The sequence below is a fragment of the Kitasatospora aureofaciens genome (genome assembly GCF_019192735.1).
Classification (GTDB): domain Bacteria; phylum Actinomycetota; class Actinomycetes; order Streptomycetales; family Streptomycetaceae; genus Kitasatospora; species Kitasatospora aureofaciens_A.
In genome coordinates, this window is record NZ_JAHTKP010000015.1 from 39,922 (window position 1) to 57,055 (window position 17,134).

General features: G+C 74.1%; 20 protein-coding genes. 16 read left to right on the top strand and 4 right to left on the bottom strand.

Going from position 1 to position 17,134, the window contains the following annotated elements:
• Positions 1–73: 73 nt before the first annotated feature.
• The 9 genes from KV557_RS17670 to KV557_RS17710 all read left to right on the top strand — a co-directional run bounded on the left by KV557_RS17670 (position 74) and on the right by KV557_RS17710 (position 6,891).
• A complete protein-coding gene (locus KV557_RS17670; RefSeq protein WP_218201289.1) occupies positions 74–1,240 on the top strand; it encodes a SchA/CurD-like domain-containing protein in 1,167 nt (388 codons plus the stop codon).
• 31 nt (positions 1,241–1,271) lie between these two features.
• On the top strand, positions 1,272–1,697 hold the full coding sequence (locus KV557_RS17675) for a cupin domain-containing protein (RefSeq protein WP_218201290.1): 426 nt from the start codon (positions 1,272–1,274) through the stop codon (positions 1,695–1,697).
• On the top strand, positions 1,694–2,950 hold the full coding sequence (locus KV557_RS17680) for a beta-ketoacyl-[acyl-carrier-protein] synthase family protein (RefSeq protein ID WP_218201292.1): 1,257 nt from the start codon (positions 1,694–1,696) through the stop codon (positions 2,948–2,950). The genes KV557_RS17675 and KV557_RS17680 overlap by 4 nt, the downstream gene beginning before the upstream one ends.
• Before the next feature lie 5 nt (positions 2,951–2,955).
• Entirely contained in the window at positions 2,956–4,197 is a 1,242-nt protein-coding gene (locus KV557_RS17685) for a beta-ketoacyl synthase N-terminal-like domain-containing protein (RefSeq protein WP_218201294.1), read from the top strand.
• A 32-nt stretch (positions 4,198–4,229) separates the two neighbouring features.
• Complete coding sequence (locus KV557_RS17690) at positions 4,230–4,487, top strand: acyl carrier protein (protein ID WP_218201297.1); 258 nt, start codon at positions 4,230–4,232, stop codon at positions 4,485–4,487.
• Position 4,488: 1 nt separating this feature from the next.
• Positions 4,489–4,944, top strand: a complete 456-nt coding sequence (locus KV557_RS17695) for an SRPBCC family protein (protein WP_218201299.1) — start codon at positions 4,489–4,491, stop codon at positions 4,942–4,944.
• Positions 4,945–4,949: 5 nt separating this feature from the next.
• Positions 4,950–5,270 (top strand): TcmI family type II polyketide cyclase, encoded by a 321-nt coding sequence (locus tag KV557_RS17700; RefSeq protein WP_218201301.1) that lies wholly within the window; start codon positions 4,950–4,952, stop codon positions 5,268–5,270.
• A 306-nt stretch (positions 5,271–5,576) separates the two neighbouring features.
• Positions 5,577–6,101 (top strand): hypothetical protein, encoded by a 525-nt coding sequence (locus KV557_RS17705; protein WP_218201303.1) that lies wholly within the window; start codon positions 5,577–5,579, stop codon positions 6,099–6,101.
• Between the two features lie 91 nt (positions 6,102–6,192).
• Positions 6,193–6,891, top strand: coding sequence for a class F sortase (locus tag KV557_RS17710; RefSeq protein ID WP_256177569.1), 699 nt, complete (start codon positions 6,193–6,195; stop codon positions 6,889–6,891).
• 133 nt (positions 6,892–7,024) lie between these two features.
• Here the strand turns inward: KV557_RS17710 and KV557_RS17715 are convergent, their stop codons facing one another.
• Both KV557_RS17715 and KV557_RS17720 read right to left on the bottom strand, forming a co-directional pair.
• Positions 7,025–8,056, bottom strand: coding sequence for a methyltransferase (locus tag KV557_RS17715; protein WP_218201305.1), 1,032 nt, complete (start codon positions 8,054–8,056; stop codon positions 7,025–7,027).
• A 100-nt stretch (positions 8,057–8,156) separates the two neighbouring features.
• Complete coding sequence (locus KV557_RS17720) at positions 8,157–9,233, bottom strand: right-handed parallel beta-helix repeat-containing protein (protein WP_218201306.1); 1,077 nt, start codon at positions 9,231–9,233, stop codon at positions 8,157–8,159.
• Between the two features lie 290 nt (positions 9,234–9,523).
• Between KV557_RS17720 and KV557_RS17725 the strand changes: the two genes are divergently transcribed.
• Positions 9,524–10,477, top strand: coding sequence for a deoxyribonuclease IV (locus KV557_RS17725; RefSeq protein WP_218201308.1), 954 nt, complete (start codon positions 9,524–9,526; stop codon positions 10,475–10,477).
• A gap of 144 nt (positions 10,478–10,621) precedes the next feature.
• On the opposite strand, the gene KV557_RS17730 is transcribed toward KV557_RS17725, so the two are convergent.
• Positions 10,622–10,828 carry a hypothetical protein gene (locus KV557_RS17730; RefSeq protein WP_218201309.1) on the bottom strand — a complete coding sequence of 69 codons (207 nt, stop codon included), beginning with the start codon at positions 10,826–10,828 and terminating at the stop codon, positions 10,622–10,624.
• A gap of 389 nt (positions 10,829–11,217) precedes the next feature.
• On the opposite strand from KV557_RS17730, the gene KV557_RS17735 reads away from it, so the two are divergent.
• The 6 genes from KV557_RS17735 to KV557_RS17760 all read left to right on the top strand — a co-directional run bounded on the left by KV557_RS17735 (position 11,218) and on the right by KV557_RS17760 (position 16,647).
• Positions 11,218–11,409, top strand: coding sequence for a YegP family protein (locus tag KV557_RS17735; RefSeq protein ID WP_218201310.1), 192 nt, complete (start codon positions 11,218–11,220; stop codon positions 11,407–11,409).
• A gap of 132 nt (positions 11,410–11,541) precedes the next feature.
• Positions 11,542–12,771, top strand: a complete 1,230-nt coding sequence (locus KV557_RS17740) for a glycosyltransferase family 4 protein (RefSeq protein ID WP_218201312.1) — start codon at positions 11,542–11,544, stop codon at positions 12,769–12,771.
• Positions 12,768–13,961 (top strand): glycosyltransferase, encoded by a 1,194-nt coding sequence (locus KV557_RS17745; protein ID WP_218201314.1) that lies wholly within the window; start codon positions 12,768–12,770, stop codon positions 13,959–13,961. Before KV557_RS17740 ends, KV557_RS17745 begins: the two co-directional genes overlap by 4 nt.
• Positions 13,936–14,910 carry an SGNH/GDSL hydrolase family protein gene (locus KV557_RS17750; protein ID WP_256177570.1) on the top strand — a complete coding sequence of 325 codons (975 nt, stop codon included), beginning with the start codon at positions 13,936–13,938 and terminating at the stop codon, positions 14,908–14,910. The genes KV557_RS17745 and KV557_RS17750 overlap by 26 nt, the downstream gene beginning before the upstream one ends.
• A 147-nt stretch (positions 14,911–15,057) precedes the next feature.
• Positions 15,058–16,185 carry an NUDIX hydrolase gene (locus KV557_RS17755; RefSeq protein ID WP_218201316.1) on the top strand — a complete coding sequence of 376 codons (1,128 nt, stop codon included), beginning with the start codon at positions 15,058–15,060 and terminating at the stop codon, positions 16,183–16,185.
• Positions 16,186–16,233: 48 nt separating this feature from the next.
• Positions 16,234–16,647: a DUF6188 family protein gene (locus KV557_RS17760; protein ID WP_218201318.1), complete on the top strand. Its 414-nt coding sequence runs from the start codon at positions 16,234–16,236 to the stop codon at positions 16,645–16,647.
• Positions 16,648–16,720: 73 nt separating this feature from the next.
• Here KV557_RS17760 and KV557_RS17765 read toward each other — a convergent pair whose 3' ends face one another.
• Entirely contained in the window at positions 16,721–17,095 is a 375-nt protein-coding gene (locus KV557_RS17765) for a hypothetical protein (protein ID WP_218201320.1), read from the bottom strand.
• Positions 17,096–17,134 lie beyond the last annotated feature (39 nt).

Below are 17,134 nucleotides of genomic sequence, written 5' to 3' on the forward strand. Positions count from 1 at the left end.
GCCCCCAGGGAGCCCCCCGCCGGACGCGGCCGGAAACGGCCCGCAGCGTGCGGCCCAGAGCAGAAAGTGGATCATGACGACTCTGTCCGAACCGCAGGCGAAGCAGCACGCCGAGTCCGACACCCGCCTCCGGGTGGTACTGATGCTGGAGATCCAGGACGGCGCGCAGCAGCGCTTCCTGGACGTCTACGAGCAGCTGCGCCACGCGGTGGCCGCGGTCCCCGGCCATGTCAGCGACCAGCTCTGCCAGTCGATCAACGACCCGCGGCAGTGGCTGATCACCAGCGAGTGGGAGGACCAGGAGACCTTCCTGGAGTGGGTGGACAGCGATGCCCACCGCGAGATGGTCAAGCCCATGCACGGCTGCGTCAGCGACAACTTCCGCTCGATGCGCTACGCCGTCCTGCGCCAGACCTCCGCGGCCGGCGCCACCGGCACCCGGGCGCCGAGAGAGGTCCCGCCCGGCCTGCCGCGCACCGAGTCGGCCGGGCACGTCGGCCCGCCGAAGGCCGAGCCCGGCCCGGACGGCGTGGTCCGGCACGCCCTCACCTTCACCGTCAAGCCCGGCAGCGAGCCCGAGGTGGCCCGGATCCTGGCCGGCTACACCTCCCCGAAGGCCGAGGTGGACGAGTTCACCCGGCTGCACCGCACCTCGCTGTTCATGCACGGCAACCGGGTGGTCCGGGCCGTCGAGGTGACCGGCAGCCTGGGCGACGCGCTGCGCCACGTGGCGATGCAGCCCGAGGTGCGGGCCGTCGAGGAGGCGATCAACCCGTACCTGGAGGAGGCCCGCCGGCTCGGCGACCCGCAGTCCGCGCGTGTGTTCTTCGCGAAGGCGGCGCTGCCCGCCAAGCACCAGGCGATCGCCAGCTCTCCCGCCTCCGGCCGTCTGCACCGGCACGCCGTGCTCTACCCGGTCCGCCCGGGCGACGGACGCGCCGTCGCCGAGCTGCTGGCCGACCACGACAACCTCGCCACCGCCGACCCGACCGGACCGGTCGCCGCGAGCACCGTGTTCCGGCGGGAGGACGTGGTCGTCCGCCTGGTGGACCTGCGGGTGCCGGCCGAGGCCGACCCGGCGGCGGCCCTCGGCGTGGCCGGCGACGCGGAGGCCGCGGAGCTCGCCCGGCTGCTCGATCTCGGCCCGCAGTGCGACCTGCGGACGGCGGCCGGGCTCGGCGCGTTCCTCGCCGCGCGCGCCATGAACCCGGTCACCGACCGCAGTTCGCAGGTCAACTGACATCCCGTCACATTCCCCGGAGGAAACCCCCATGTCCACGCAGTACCCACGGATCATGAACGTCGACGAGGCACCCGAGAACCGCCGGCGCGGCGGCGACCTGCGCGCCATGCTCACCCCCACCACCTGCGGGGCCACCAGCGGCTTCATGGGCCTGGCGATCGTGCAGCCCGGCGAGCGGATCGGCGAGCACTACCACCCGTACTCCGAGGAGTTCGTGTTCGTGGTGAGCGGCGACCTGGAGGTGGACCTGGACGGGGAGACCCGCCCGATCAAACCCAACCAGGGCCTGATGATCCCGATCAACATGCGCCACCGCTTCCGCAACGTCGGCGACACCGAGGCCCGGATGGTCTTCCACCTCGGCCCGCTCGCCCCACGCCCCGAACTCGGCCACGTCGACACCGAGGAGACCGCCGCCTCCGGCCCGCCGGAACACGCCAAGGTGGCCTCGTGACCCGGCGCGTCGCCGTCACCGGGATCGGCGTGGTCGCGCCCGGAGGGGTCGGGGTCCCGGCGTTCTGGGACCTCCTCACCTCCGGCCGCACCGCCACCCGGGGCATCACGCTCTTCGACCCCACCGGGTTCCGCTCCCGGATAGCCGCCGAGTGCGACTTCGACCCGGCGGCCCACGGGCTGGGACCGGAGGAAGTCCAACGGGCCGACCGCTACGTGCAGTTCGCGATGGTCGCGGCCGACGAGGCGATTGCCGACGCCGGCCTGGACCTGGCCGCCGAGGACCCGTGGCGGATAGCCGTCTCGCTCGGCACCGCCGTCGGCGGCACCACCCGGCTGGAACACGACTACGCCCTGGTCAGCGCCGCCGGCGCGCGCTGGGACGTCGACCACCGCCGGGCCGAACCGCAGCTGCACCGGGCCTTCGCGCCCAGCACGCTGGCCTCCGCCGTCGCCGAACGCACCGGCGCGCACGGCCCGGTGCAGACCGTCTCCACCGGCTGCACCTCCGGCCTCGACGCGATCGGCTACGGCTTCCAGGCCGTCGAGGAGGGACGCGCCGACATCTGCATCGCCGGCGCCTCCGACTCCCCGATCTCGCCGATCACCGTCGCCTGCTTCGACGCCATCAAGGCCACCAGCGAGCGCAACGACGACCCGCAGCACGCCTCCCGCCCCTTCGACGCCCACCGGGACGGCTTCGTCCTCGGCGAGGGCGGCGCCGTCCTGGTGCTGGAGGAACTGGAGCACGCCCGCCGCCGCGGCGCCCGGATCTACGGCGAGCTCGGCGGCTTCGCCACCTTCGGCAACGCCTACCACATGACCGGCCTCACCCAGGAGGGGCTGGAGATGTCCCGGGCGATCGACGACGCGCTCGCCCACGCCCGGGTGGACCGCACCGACGTCGACTACGTCAACGCGCACGGCTCGGGCACCAAGCAGAACGACCGGCACGAGACCGCCGCCGTCAAGCGCTCGCTCGGCGGGCACGCCTACCGGACGCCGATGAGCTCGATCAAGTCGATGGTCGGTCACTCGCTCGGCGCGATCGGCGCCATCGAGGTCGTCGCCTGCACCCTGGCGCTCGCCCACGGCGTCGTGCCGCCGACCGCCAACTACGAGACTCCCGACCCGGAGTGCGACCTCGACTACGTGCCGCGCACCGCGCGCGAGCTGCCGCTGAGCCACATCCTCTCGGTCGGCAGCGGATTCGGTGGATTCCAGTCCGCCGTCGTGCTCAACAGAACGGGGTGAGATCCATGACGTCACGTCAGCAGGGCCGCCGGGCGGTGGTCACCGGCCTCGGCGTGGTGGCGCCGAACGGCGTCGGGGCCGACGCCTTCTGGAAGGCCACCAGGCAGGGCGTGAGCGTCCTCGACCGGATATCCCGCGACGGCTGCACCGAGCTGCCGCTGCGCATAGCCGGCCAGGTACGGGACTTCGACCCGCAGGCCGTGATCGACAGCCGCTACCTGGTGCAGACCGACCGCTTCACGCACTACGCGATGGCCGCCGCCGACCTCGCCGTCGCGGACGCCGGCTTCCATCCGGACGCCGAACAGCCCTACGCCGTCGGCGTGGTGACCGCGGCCGGCTCCGGCGGCGGCGAGTTCGGCCAGCGCGAGCTCCAGCAACTCTGGGGCCAGGGACCGCAGTTCGTCGGCCCCTACCAGTCCATCGCATGGTTCTACGCGGCCAGCACCGGCCAGATCTCGATCCGCGGCGGCTACAAGGGCCCCTGCGGCGTCGTCGCCAGCGACGAGGCCGGCGGCCTGGACGCGCTCGCCCACGCCGCCCGCGCGATCCAGCGCGGCACCGACGCGGTTGTGGCCGGCGCCGCCGAGGCCCCGCTCGCGCCGTACTCGATGGTCTGCCAGCTCGGCTACCCCGAGCTCAGCCTCGCCGACCGGCCCGACCGGGCCTACCTGCCGTTCACCGCGCAGGCCTGCGGCTTCGCCCCCGCCGAGGGCGGCGCCATGCTGCTGCTGGAGGACGAACAGGCGGCCCGGCGGCGCGGCGCCCCCGTCCGCGCCCACCTGGCCGGGCACGGCGCCACCTTCACCGGGGCCTCCCGGTGGGAGGAGTCCCGCGAGGGCCTGGCCGCCGCCATCCGGATTGCGCTGGCCGACGCCCGGACCGCGGCCGAGGACATCGACGTGGTCTTCGCGGACGCGCTCGGTGTGCCGGCCGCCGACCGGGCCGAGGCGTTCGCCCTCGCCGACGCCCTCGGCCCGTACGCCGAACGCGTCCCGGTCACCGCGCCCAAGACCGGCATCGGCCGGGCCTACTGCGGCGCCCCGCTGCTGGACGTCGCCGCCGCCGTACTGGCCATGGAGGACGGCGTGCTGCCGCCCACCCCCAACGTCACCGAGGCCTGCCACGACATCGCCCTGGTGACCGGCCGCGCCCGACCGGCCGAGCTGCGCACCGCCCTGGTGCTCAGCCGCGGGCTGATGGGCTCCAACGCCGCGCTGGTGCTCCGGCGCGGGGAGGGGTCCTGATCCACCCCGTCATTCCTTTGAAGGGACATCCTGTGAGAAACACCCTCAGTTACCCCGAACTGGCCGCCCTGATCCAGGCCCGGGCGGGCGTCACCGTCGACCCGGTCGACCTGGAGCGCCCGGGCTCGGACTTCGACGAGTTCGGGGTCGACTCGCTCGGCCTGCTCGGCGTGGTCGGCGAGCTGGAGAACCGGCACGGCTTCAAGGTCACCGCGGGCGCCGAGTCCGCCAAGACCCCGGCCGAGTTCCTGGAGCTGGTCAACACCTCCCTCACGAAGGCCGGTGCCTGACATGCCCGGACACACGGACAACGAGATCGTCATCGCCGCGCCGCTCGACCTGGTCTGGGAGATCACCAACGACCTGGAGAACTGGCCGGACCTGTTCAGCGAATACGCCTCCGTCGAGGTGCTGGAGCGCGACGGCGACAGCGTCCGCTTCCGGCTCACCATGCACCCGGACGAGAACGGCAAGGTCTGGAGCTGGGTCTCCGAGCGCACCACCGACAAGGCCTCGCTCGCGGTCCGCGCCCGCCGGGTCGAGCCCGGCCCGTTCGAGTTCATGGACATCCGCTGGGAGTACGCCGAGGTCCCGGCCGGCACCAGGATGCGCTGGATCCAGGACTTCGCGATGAAGCCCACCGCGCCGGTCGACGACGAGGGCATGGTCAACCACATCAACAAGAACTCCCGGATCCAGATGCAGCTGATCCGCGAGAAGGTCGAGAAGCGGGCGGACGAAAAGTGACCGGCATGCACCGCGCCCTCATCGTCGCCCGGATGAAGCCGGAGGCCGCCCCGGACATCGCCGAGGTGTTCGCCGACTCCGACCGGGGCGAACTGCCGCACCTGATCGGCGTCACCGGCCGCAGCCTGTTCCAGTTCGGCGACGTCTACCTGCACCTGATCGAGGCCGACCGACCGCCGGGCCCGGCCGTCGCCAAGGTCGTCGGCCACCCCGAGTTCCGGGCCGTCAGCGACCGCCTGACGGCCTACGTCCAGGCCTACGACCCCGCCACCTGGCGCGAACCCAAGGACGCGATGGCCCGCGAGTTCTACCGCTGGGACCGCTAGACCGTCCTCACTTCTGGGCCCGCCCCCGGCCACCCGCCGGGGGCGGGCCCACGCGCGTCCGGATCCCCTTCGCGGGCGCATTGATCGTGGGCACATCAACCCCGATTCACCCGGATCCTCCGGGCACTCGGGTGAACACACCCGCGAGTCCACCCGAAGGGCGGACGGGCCGCGCGGGCGCTCCACTCCTCCGGTGGCAGGCGGCGGCACGGTGGTTGACGGTGGATCAGGCGCACTAATTCCGCGAGTCCCCTTGACCGGCACGGTGCCGGCGGTCGCGGTCCACGCGCCGGAAGGATCATCCTCATGCGTTCTGCACGCACGCTGCTCGCCGGGGCGGCCGTCGCCGCCGTCCTGACCGTCGGCTCCCCCATGGCCTTCGCCGACGGGTCCTCGGACCAGGCCAAGAACCTCACCTGGCAGGAGAAGCACGACAATAACCACGACGAAGGCCGTGGCAACGAAGGCCGGGGTAACGAAGGCCGGGGCAACGAAGGCCGGGGCAACGAAGGCCGGGGCAACGAAGGCCGGGGCAACGAAGGCCGGGGCAACGAAGGCCGGGGCAACGAAGGCCGGGGCAACGAAGGCCGGGGCAACGAAGGCCGTGGCAACGAAGGCCGTGGCAACGAAGGCCGTGGCAACGAAGGCCGTGGCAACGAAGGCCGTGGCGAGGAGCACAAGTCCCCGCACGGCGGCGTGCACACCGGCGGCGGCGGCTCGGCGCTGTCCGGCGGCGGCCTGGCCTCGGGTGCGGTGCTGCTGCTCGGCGGGCTCGGGGCCGGCGCGTTCGCGCTGCGCCGCGGCCGGCGGACGACCGGCGCCGCTGTCTGACCCCCGCCGCCGCCCCTGGGCGCCTCCCGTCACGGCGGGGGGCGTGCAGGGGTGGCGCACCGTTGTACACGTCGTCTTGGAAAGGTGAGCCATGGTCGGTCCCGTCCCCGGTACGGCCCGGCTGCTGCGCGCGGGCATGGGCGCGGCGGCGGTGGGTCTGCTGCTGATCTACAACTCCCCGGACACCACGCCGACGGCGGGGGCACCGGCCGGTCCGGCCGCTCCCCCGGCGGCGATCGCGCCGGTCGCGCCGGTCGCACCGGTCGTCCCCGGGGCGGCCAAGCCCGGCCCGGCCCCCGCCGCCGCGGCGGGGGCACCGACGTTGAAACAGTCCACGCCGACGCGGCTGCGGATCCCGCAGATCGCCGTCGACGCCCCGTTCACCGAGCTGACGCTCAACGCGACGGGCCAGCTCAACGCCCCTCCGCCGAACGACACGAACCTGGTCGGCTGGTACAAGGACGGCGTGACCCCCGGCGAGCGCGGCAACGCCGTGGTGGTCGGGCACGTCGACACCACCACGGGCCCCGCGGTGTTCCTGCTGCTGAGCATGCTGCGGCCGGGCAACAAGGTCGAGGTGGCGCGCGCGGACGGTACGGTCGCGGTGTTCTCGGTGGACTCCGTCGAGACCTTCGCCAAGAACGCCATCCCCGACCAGAAGGTGTACGGGGAGACCCCGGACGCCCAGCTGCGGCTGATCACCTGCGGCGGCATGTACGACAAGCAGAAGCGGGACTACCTGGACAACGTGGTGGTGTTCGCGCACCTGGAGTCGTCGAAGAAGGCGTGACGGCCCGAATGTGACGTCCCGAACGTGACATCTCGAACATGACGCCTTGAACATGACGCCTTGAACATGAACGAAAGAACGACCGCCGTTCCCCTGGGAGTTGGGGAACGGCGGTCGTTCGCGCGGGAGAGGCTCAGCCGCGGACGGTGGCCTCGAAGGCGTGCAGGTAGGGGTTGACCGGGCGGACCTCGGCGACGTCCAGGCCGGCGTCCTCCATCAGCCGGACCAGGCTGTCCTTGGAGTGCTTCGCGCCGCCGACGTTGAGCAGCAGCATCAGGTCCATCGCGGTGGTGAAGCGCATCGACGGGCTGTCGTCGACCAGGTTCTCGACGACCACGACGCGCGCGCCGGGACGGGCCGCGGCGACCACGTTGGCGAGGGTGCGGCGGGTGCTCTCGTCGTCCCACTCCAGGATGTTCTTGATGATGTACAGGTCGGCGCGGACCGGGATGTCCGCCCGGCAGTCGCCGGGCACCAGCCGGGCGCGGGCGGAGAACGCGCCGCCGTCCTGCAGCCGCGGGTCGGCGCCGGCGACGACCTTGGGCAGGTCGAGCAGGGTGCCGTGCAGCGCCGGGTGCTTCTCCAGCAGGCTGGCCAGCACGTGGCCCTGGCCACCGCCGATGTCCACCACCGAGTCGACGCCGGTGAGGTCCAGGTACTCGGCGAAGTCCCAGGCGGACTGGCGGCTGGAGGCGGTCATCGCCTTGTCGAAGACCTTCGCCGAGTCGCCCGCGTCACTGTGCAGGTACTCGAAGAAGTCCTTGCCGAACAGCTCGGGGAAGACGTTGCGGCCGGAGCGCACCGCCTCGTCCAGCTTCGGCCAGGCCTCCCAGGTCCACGGCTCGGTGCACCACAGGGAGATGTAGCGCAGCGAGTTGGGGGCGTCCTCGCGCAGCAGGCGGGACATTTCGGTGTGCTCGAAGCGGTCGTCGGTGGTCTCGGCGAAGATGCCGTAGCAGGTGAGCGCACGCATCAGGCGGCGCAGCGGGCGGGGCTCGGTGTCGAGGGCGTCGGCGAGCTCGGTGACGCTGGTCGGGGTGTCGCCGAGCGCGTCGGCCACGCCGAGCCGGGCGGCCGCCCGGACGGCGGCGGCGCAGGCGGCGCCGAAGACGAGCTCGCGCAGGCGCATCGCGGCCTGGGTGCTGGAGGCGGGTGCGGTGGTCATGGGCGGTTCCTCACGGAAGGGGGTTCGGCGGTGGCTCGGCACGGAAGGTGAACGCCGGTGGCTCGGGTTCGGCGGTGGCTCGGCAGTGGCCAGTGGTGGTTCAGCAGTGGCCGGACGGCTGGGAGACCGAGCACTCGTTCCGGGCGAAGGCGTTGCCGGTGCCCGTGTCGCGGTCGGCGATGTCGGCCGGGCTGTTGCCGCTCAGGCGGTTGCCGGTGATGGTGTTCCGGGCGTTGGGGACGCCGACGACGCTCTTGAAGAGGACGATGCCGCCGGAGAAGTCCGAGGTGCCGGCGTGCTCCAGGATGTCGTTGTCCGTCACCCGGGCCGCCTCGACGCCGGTGAGGACGATGCCCGCACCCTGGATCGCGCCGAGCCGCGGGGTGGGCGCGCAGTGCTTGTTGTTGGCGGCGACCGTGTTGTGGGCGACGTCGAGGTCGCCGGCCCGGGGGACGGTCTCGTCGCCGACGATGAACACGCCACCGCAGTTGCCGCGGATGTCGTTCTCGTTGACGCTCAGGCCGCGCAGCCGGCGGACGGTGACGCCGATCCGGTTGTCGGTGAGCCGGTTGCCGGTCACCACGGTGCCGATGGCGGGGGCTCCCGCCTTGCGGTCCACGTAGTTGGCGAGGAAGACGCCGGACTGGCCGTTGCCGTGGACGTCGTTGCCGACGATCGCGGCGCGGGTGGAGACCTCCTGGCTGATGCCCTGCTCGCCGTTGTCGTGGACGAAGTTGGCGCGCACGGTCATGCCGGTGGTGCCGGTGATGTCAATGCCGTTCTTGCGGAATCCGCTGACGGAGATCGCCTCGATGGTGAGGCCCGGCAGCGGGGCGGTCTCGGGGCCGACGACGCAGACGCCGTGCCCGGCGGCGGCGCAGGCGTTCTCGGCGCCGGTCCCAGGGGTGATCACGCTGTTCGGGCCGGTGCCGCGCAGGGTGAGGCCGGGGGTGGTGATGCGGACGCTGCCGGGGTAGGTGCCGGGGAGCACCTGGACGGTGTCGCCGGGGCGGGCCGCGTCGACGGCCCGCTGAATCGATTCGCCCGGGTGGACGAGGTGCAGCGAGCCGGCGGCCGCGTGGACCGGGGCGGTGGCGGCCAGAGTGGCGAGGGCGGTGGTCAGGGCAGTGGCGGCGGCGGTGGCCGCGGCGAGGTGGTGGATCCGTCGCGTGGGCATGAGTGGTGACCTGTCTTTCGGACGCGCAAGAGTTCGGCAGGCTTCTCAAGGTTCACGGCATGAACTCATACGCAGTGTGTGCGGGCGATGACGGCTGGTGGGTACGGCCGACTCGACGCTATGGGCGCCCGGGTGGGCCCGCCACCAGGGCTGGGCTGCGGGACTGAGGAGCGTCGGCCGGGCGCGGTACGGCTCGGCGCGGCGTGCGGGGCGTGCGGTGGCTTGCGGGGCCCGTCGAGCACGCGCCGAGGCCGGCCGAGGCCGTTTCGGGACACGCCCGGGCGCGTGGCATGCTCGGGGCCGTGAACAGCGCACTCGTACCGCCCGTCAGCACCGCCCGCAACCCGATCGGCGCCCACGTGCCGGTCGCTGCCCGGGGGCTGGCAGGGACGGGCCTGGCGTACGCCCGGCGGGTCGGCGCCGAGACGGTGCAGGTGTTCGTGGCCAACCCGCGCGGCTGGGCCACTCCCCCGGGCAACCCCGCGCAGGACGAGGAGTTCCGGGCAGCCTGCGCGGAGCAGGGCATCCCGGCGTGGGTGCACGCCCCGTACCTGATCAACTTCGGCTCCGACAACCCGGCGACCCGGGAGCGCTCCGCCGTCTCGCTGCGCCACTCCCTGCTGCGCGGCCACGCCATCGGCGCGCTCGGCGTGGTGCTGCACACCGGCTCCGCCGTCGGCACCGCACCCGGCGGCGGCTCCCGCCGCGCCGAGGCGATGGCGCAGGTGCGGGCGGACGTCCGCCCGCTGCTGGACGAGCTGGACGCGCTCGGCGACGGCGCCCCCTGGCTGCTGCTGGAGCCGACGGCCGGCCAGGGCAGCTCGCTCTGCTCCCGGATGGAGGAGCTCGCCGAGTACGTGGAGGCGCTGGAGGGGCACCCGAAGGTCGGCGTCTGCCTGGACACCTGCCACGCCTTCGCGGCCGGGCACGACCTCGCCGCGCCCGGCGGCGTCACCGCGGCGCTGGACACCCTGGTGGCCGCGGCCGGTCCCGGCCGGCTCCGGCTGATCCACGCCAACGACTCCGAGGACGTCGTCGGCGCGCGCAAGGACCGGCACGCCAACATCGGCGCCGGGATGATCGGCGCGGAGCCGTTCCGCGAGCTGTTCGAACACCCGGCGACGGCCGGCGTCCCGCTGGTCGTCGAGACCCCCGACCGCAAGCACGGCGGGGACGGCACCGGGCACGCGATGGACATCACCGCGCTGAAGGAGCTGCGCGAGCGGGCGGCCGTACCTGCGTAAGGCCGGGCGGCCGGCTCGGGGTCCCCGCAGGGCCGGGCCACCTCTCCCGCCGAACCGCCCTGCTGCAGCCCGAGTTGAGCAGACAGCCGTGAGCCCGGGGATCGCGGTCGCGATCCCCGGGCTCGGGCCCTAGGCCTGGGCCGATCAGCCCTCGCTGTGATCGTGGATGTTGAGCCAGCTGGCGTGCGGGCCGAACATGCCGACGCCGGCCGAACCCGACTCCAGGGACTGGCTGGACGACGGCACCGGCGCGTGACCCCACGCCATCGCCGAGGTCGGCGCCGCGACAGCGGCGGCCCCCGTCAGGGCCACGATCACGGCGAGCTTGCGGATCTTTCCACGAAGCGACATCAGGTGTCCTTTTAGGTCGTCTCTGATCATGAACGAGCACCCGGAGCCGGCCACAACCACACCCGGCCGCCCCGCAGGCACCAGCACACGTTTGCACACGACCCGCACGAACCCGCCCGCGCCGCAACCCGGCTGAGACAACCGGGTGACCGATCTCCCTCGTTCGGGCGAAGCCGCGCGCTCCCGCCCGCCGTCTGCCCGGCGATTCCGGGTCAGCCCCGGCCGGTCAGGACATGACCTGTTACACCGTCACCTCCCATAGCCGCGGAACCGGCTGCTCCGGGCCGCCGCGCCGCTCGCACGAACGGGTCTTCTGACGGGCAGGAGAAGGACGTTGCGGTTACGGTGCGGTGCGAGGGGGTTACCCGAAGCGAGAGGTGTCGACAGGCATGGCTGGCAAGTTCGAGCTGTACACCGACGAGACCGGGATGCACCGGTTCCGGCTCAAGGCGAGCAATGGGACGATCGTCGTGACGGGCGATCCGCAGGAGAGCCGGGACGACTGCATCAGGAGCATCGAATCGATCCGCAAGCTCGCGCCGTACGCGGAGCTGAAGGAGGCGACCGCCGGGTCGATGTGATCACAGCCGGGTCGGTGTGATCACGGCCGGAATGCGGGAGCGCGGGTCGGCGGTGCAAATCGCCGACCCGCGTTCGTTTGTATGACAGATCCCTTTGGCCGAATACACGCCGCGCGCGGTCACAACGATGACATGCGCGTCGTCATCGTCACCGAGTCGTTCCCGCCCGAGGTCAATGGAGTCGCCCACAGCGTGCTGCGGACGGCCGAGCATCTGGTCCGCCGGGGCCACCAACCCCTTGTCGTCACTCCCGCCCCCGCACGCGGTGCCCAGTGCCCGCCGCACACGTTCGGCGCCGGCGCGGATGCGGCGGAGCTGCCGGTGGTGCGGATTCCGTCCGTGCCGCTGCCGGGGTATCCGCAGGTGCGGATCGCGCTGCCGAGTCGGCAGCTGACGGCCGCCATGGCCGCCCACCGGCCCGACATCGTGCATCTGGCCAGCCCGTTCGTGCTGGGCGCGCGCGGGATGCAGATCGCGGCTCGGCTCGGCGTGCCGGCCGTCGCCGTCTACCAGACCGACCTGGCCGGGTACGCGCACGCCTACCGGGCGGGGCGGGGGCTCGGGGAGGCCGCCGCCTGGCACCGGATCCGCGCGGTGCACCGGGCCGCCGCCCGGACGCTGGCGCCGTCGACGCCCGCCGCGCAGGACCTGACCGCGCACGGGGTTCCCCGGGTTCAGCTGTGGCCGCGCGGCGTGGACTCGGTGCGGTTCCATCCGCGGCACCGGGACGAGGCGCTGCACCGGGCGCTGGCGCCGGGCGGGGAGGTGCTGGTCGGGTACGTCGGACGGCTGGCGCCGGAGAAGCGGGTGGACCTGCTGGCCGCCACGTCGGCCCTGCCCGGGGTGCGGGTCGTCGTCATCGGGGACGGACCGTCGGCGCCCGGGCTGAAGGCCTCGATGCCCGGCGCGGTGTTCCTCGGCCGCCGCACGGGTGAGGAGCTGGCGCGCTGTTTCGCGACGCTGGACGTGTTCGTGCACACCGGCCCGCTGGAGACCTTCTGCCAGACCATCCAGGAGGCGATGGCGAGCGGCGTGCCGGTGATCGGCCCGGCCGCCGGGGGCCCGCTGGACCTGATCGCGCACCACCGGACCGGCCTGCTGGTGCCACCCCGGGACGGCGCGGCGGTGGCCCGGGCAGTGGAGTCGCTGGCCGCCGACGCCGAGCTGCGGGCCGCGTACGGGCGGGCCGGACGGGCCGAGGTGACCGCCCGGACCTGGGAGGCGGTCGGGGACCTGTTGCTCCGGCACTACGCGGAGGTGCTCGCGGAGCACCACGGGGTCGCGGTGCCGCCGGCCGCCACTCCCCCGGCGCCGGTCGGGCCGGTCGGGCCGGTCGCCGTCGCGGAGGAGCTGCCGGCATGAACGGGCGCACTCGCGAGTCGCTGCGGATCGTGCGGCTCGCGAACTTCGTCACCCCGGTGTCGGGCGGCCTGCGGACCGCGTTGCGGCACCTCGGCGCCGGGTACCTGGCGGCCGGGCACCGCCCGGTGCTGGTCGTGCCCGGCGAGCGCCGCTCCGAGCAGGAGACCGAACAGGGCCTGGTCGTCACCCTGCCCGGGCCGGTGCTGCCCGGCAGCGGCGGCTACCGGCTGCTCACCGACCGGCGGGCGGTGGTGGCCGAGCTGACCCGGCTGTCGCCGGACCGGCTGGAGGTGTCCGACCGCACCACCCTGCGCTGGACCGGCGGCTGGGCGCGGCGGCACGGCGTCCGGTCGGTGATGGTGTCGCACGAGAGCGCCGCCGGGGTGCTCGGCACCTGGGGCCTGCCCGGCCCGCCGGCCACGTTCGCCGCCGACCGGCTCAACAGGGCGACGGCCCGGGCGTACGACACCGTGGTCTGCACGACCGACTGGGCCGCGGCCGAGTTCCGGCGCCTCGGCGTGCCCAACCTGGCGCGGGCGCCGCTCGGCGTGGACCTCGACGCCCTGCGCCCCCTGCCGGCGCCCGCGCGGGCGTACGAGCGGGCGCGGTACGCCGAACCGGGGCAGGTGCTGCTCGTCCTCTGCTCCCGGCTCTCGGCGGAGAAGCGGCCCGAGCGGGCGATCGACGCGCTGGCCGACCTGCGGGCGCGGCGGCTGCCGGCGGTGCTGGTGGTCGCCGGCACCGGGCCGCTGCGGGACCGGCTCGCGGCCCGGGCCGAACGGCTGCGGCTGCCGGTGCGCTTCCTCGGGCACGTGAGCCGGCGGGAGGCGCTGGCCCGGCTGCTGGGCTGCGCGGACGTGGTCCTTGCACCCGGACCGGTGGAGACCTTCGGGCTGGCGGCCATGGAGGCGCTCGCCTGCGGGACGCCGGTGGCGGTGAGCCGGTCCTCGGCGCTGCCGGGGCTGATCGGCCTCGCCGGGGTGGCCGCCGCCGACACCCGTGGCGGATTCGCCGCGGCGGTACGGGAGTTGCTGGCGCGGCCGGAGGAGGCACGGCGGGCCGCCGCCCGGGCGCAGGCCGAACGATACGGGTGGCCGGCGGCGGTGGCGGCGTTCCTGGCGGCGCACGGAGCTTCGAACTCTTCGCGGATGGAGGAGGGTTGCGATGAGCATGCTCGACACCGGGCGTGAGCGGGGCCCGGACGACCGGGAGGCGGGTGATCGGGCTGCGGATGATCCGGCCGGGGGCGTTCGGGAGGCGGACGGCCGGGACTCGGACGGCCGGGCTGCGGACGGCCTGGACGCGGTGGGCGAGCCGGTGCGGTTCGTGGCGCTCGGCGACTCGCTCACGGAGGGGGTCGGCGATCCGGTCGCGGACGGCTGGCGCGGCTGGGCCGCCGTCCTGGCCCGGTCGCTGGCGCCCGAGGGGACGGGCGTCGAGTTCACCAATCTGGCGCGAAGCGGCGCCCTGACGGTTGATCTGACGACAAGTCAGCTTCCGGCCGCGCTGGCGCAGCGGCCGCAGCTGGCGGCGGTGGTGGTCGGCGGCAACGACACGCTGCGGGCCGGGTTCGACATCCGCCGCACCACCCTGGAGTTGGACGCCACGCTCGGCGAACTGTCCGCCCACGGCTCCCAGTTGCTGACCGCCTGCCTGCCCGATCCCGGCACCCTGCTGCGGCTGCCGGCACCGCTCGCCCGCCCGCTGGCGCGGCGGATGCGGGCGGTGAACACCGTCGTGCACGCGCTCACCGCGCGCCACCGGGCGGTGCACCTGCACGTCGCCGAGCTGCCGTGGTGCGAGGAGCGGCGGCTGCTCAGCGTCGACCGGCTGCACCCCAGCGCCGAGGGCCACCGCCTGATCGCCCGCCACTTCCACGAGCTGCTGGCCGCCGGCGGCCGCCCACTCGGCCCCGCCCCCGGCGCCGAACCGGCCGAGCGCCCCCCGGGCCGCGCCACCGACCTGTGGTGGATGGCCACCCAGGGCACCCGCTGGGTGGCCGCCCGCAGCACGGACCTCCTGCCGGGCCTGCTGGCACTCGCGGCAGCGGAGGGCGTCGCCCGCCTGCGCGGCGCGAGCGGGCGCCACGACGAGCACATGGCCCGGGCGGCGGCGCAGGCGCTGGCGTCGCTGGCGTAGCCGTCGGGGGCCTCCCCGGCGTGGGACTGGATGCTGTCCTGCGGATCCGTCCCCGATGAATGTGGCGTGCGGACGGAACCTCGGGGGTATCCCTCGGTGTCGTCCGAGGGGACGTGATCACGGGGGCCGGACTGGAGGGAGTACCGAGTGGAGGCGACACCGACGAGCGGGCGGGAGCTGCTGGCGGCGGCCGGGGTGCTGTTCCCGGACGAGCAGGGGCGGGTGCTGGTGGTGCGGCTGCCGTACGACCGGAAGCATCCGGTGGCGATCCCGGGCGGCGGCTGGGAGCCGGCGGACCTCTCGCCGCGGGAGACCGCGTTGCGGGAGATCGCGGAGGAGCTGGGGTTCACTCCGACACTCGGGCCTCTGGCCTGCGTCGACTGGTCGCTGGCCTACTCCCGCCCGCCGATCGCCGCGCACCTGTACTGGGCGGAGCCGATCGGCGCGGAGCAGGCGGCGGCGATCCGGGCGGACGCGGAGGAGGTCGGCGGCTGGGCATGGCTGACGCCGGAGGAGGCGGGCCACGCGCTGCCGCCGCGGCTGTCCCGGCGGGTCACCGCGTGCCTGCGGGCGCCGCGGGCGGCCGGTCCGCTGGAGCTGGAGGACAGTTGGCCGGTCGGGCACACGCTCGACCACCTGGCCGTCGAGCCGACGCCCGAGTACACCGGGCTGGCCGGGGTGTCGTCGCTGGGAAGCAGCCGTACGGCTGCACCGGAGCCGCCACTGGACCGGGCCACCTACCTCGCCACCCGGCCGCGGATCCGGGCCAAGGCGCGGACGGTGTTCACCGACGCCGCCGGGCGGGTGCTGCTCGTCCGGCTGCGGCCGTGGGACGGGCCGCGCGGCCTGGTGCCGTACTGGACCCTGCCGGGCGGCAGCATCGAGGCGGACCGCGAGCAGCCCCGGGCGGCGGCCCGGCGCGAGGTCCGCGAGGAGCTGGGGTGGGAGGTCGAGCCGGGCCGGCTGCTCGCCCTGGACTGGCTGCCGTCGGCCGCGGCCGACCCGGCGCGCGAGCGGGACACCGCCGTGCTGGTCTACGTCTTCGACGGCGGGACGGTGACGGACGGGATGCTCGCCACGATCGCGCTGGCCGAGGACGAGTTGGTGGACTGGCGCCTCTGCGACCCGGCCGAGGCGCGGGCGCTGCTGTCCGCGCGGTCCTGGGGCCGGACGGCCTGCGCGCTCGCCGCCCGGGAGCGCGCAGGCGGTCCGGTCGAACTCGTGGACGGGGAGCCGGTGGGACAACAGCCGGTGGGATGGAAGCCGGTGGGGTAACAGCCGGCGGGATAGCAGCCGGACGGCGGTGTGATCCAGACTGGGGGCATGCAGAACGGGATCACCCATGGGATCACGGAGGTACTGGCCGGCCGCCGGGTGGAGTCGGTCAGCGGCGGCGGCCGGCTCGACCTCACGCTCGACGGGCCGGTGACCGTCCGGGTGGCGCACGAGTTCCGGTTCGCGGCGCCGTCCTTCGCCGCGCCGGCCGAGGTCGAGCACTTCTTCCCCGCGCTGACCTTCCGCCCGACGGCCACCCTCCTCGCGCTCGTCGGACGGACCGTCGACTCGGCCCGCGTCACCCTGGCCGGCGGGCTGGAGCTGGGTTTCGCCGGGGGCGGCGCGCTGTCCGTCCCGCCGCACGCGCAGCTCGCGCCGTGGAGCGTGGTCACAGCCGACGGCGCGGTGTGCGCGGGGCTGCCGGGCGGCGAGGTCAGCTGGAGGGGGCCCGGGGGCGACTGAGCCCGCCGGGCCCGGGGCTGGTCGAGGGGCCTGGGGGTGTGAGCCCCCGGGGGCCGGGGATTGACGAGGGGCCTCAGACCTCCAGGTCGGCCTCGATCCGGGTGAGCTGGTGGCGGGCCATCGCCAGGTTGGCCCGGCCCTTGTCCAGCGCGAGGTAGAGGAAGAGGCCCTTGCCGGTGCGCCCGGTGAGCGGGCGGATCAGGTGGTACTGGCTGCTGAGGGTGATCAGGATGTCCTCGATGCCGTCCTGCAGGCCCAGCATGTCCATGGTGCGCATCTTGGCGCGGACCACGTCGGTGTTCCCGGCGGCGGCCACGTTGAGGTCCAGCCCGCCGGGGCCGTCCAGGGTGGCGAGCGCCATGCCGCTGTTGTAGTCCACGAGCGCGGCGCCGATGGCGCCCTCAATGGTGGTCATGGTCTGCTTGAGGGCGCCGGCTGCGTCGGTCATGTCGGTAACTCCAGTTCCGTGGATGATGGTTGGTCGAAC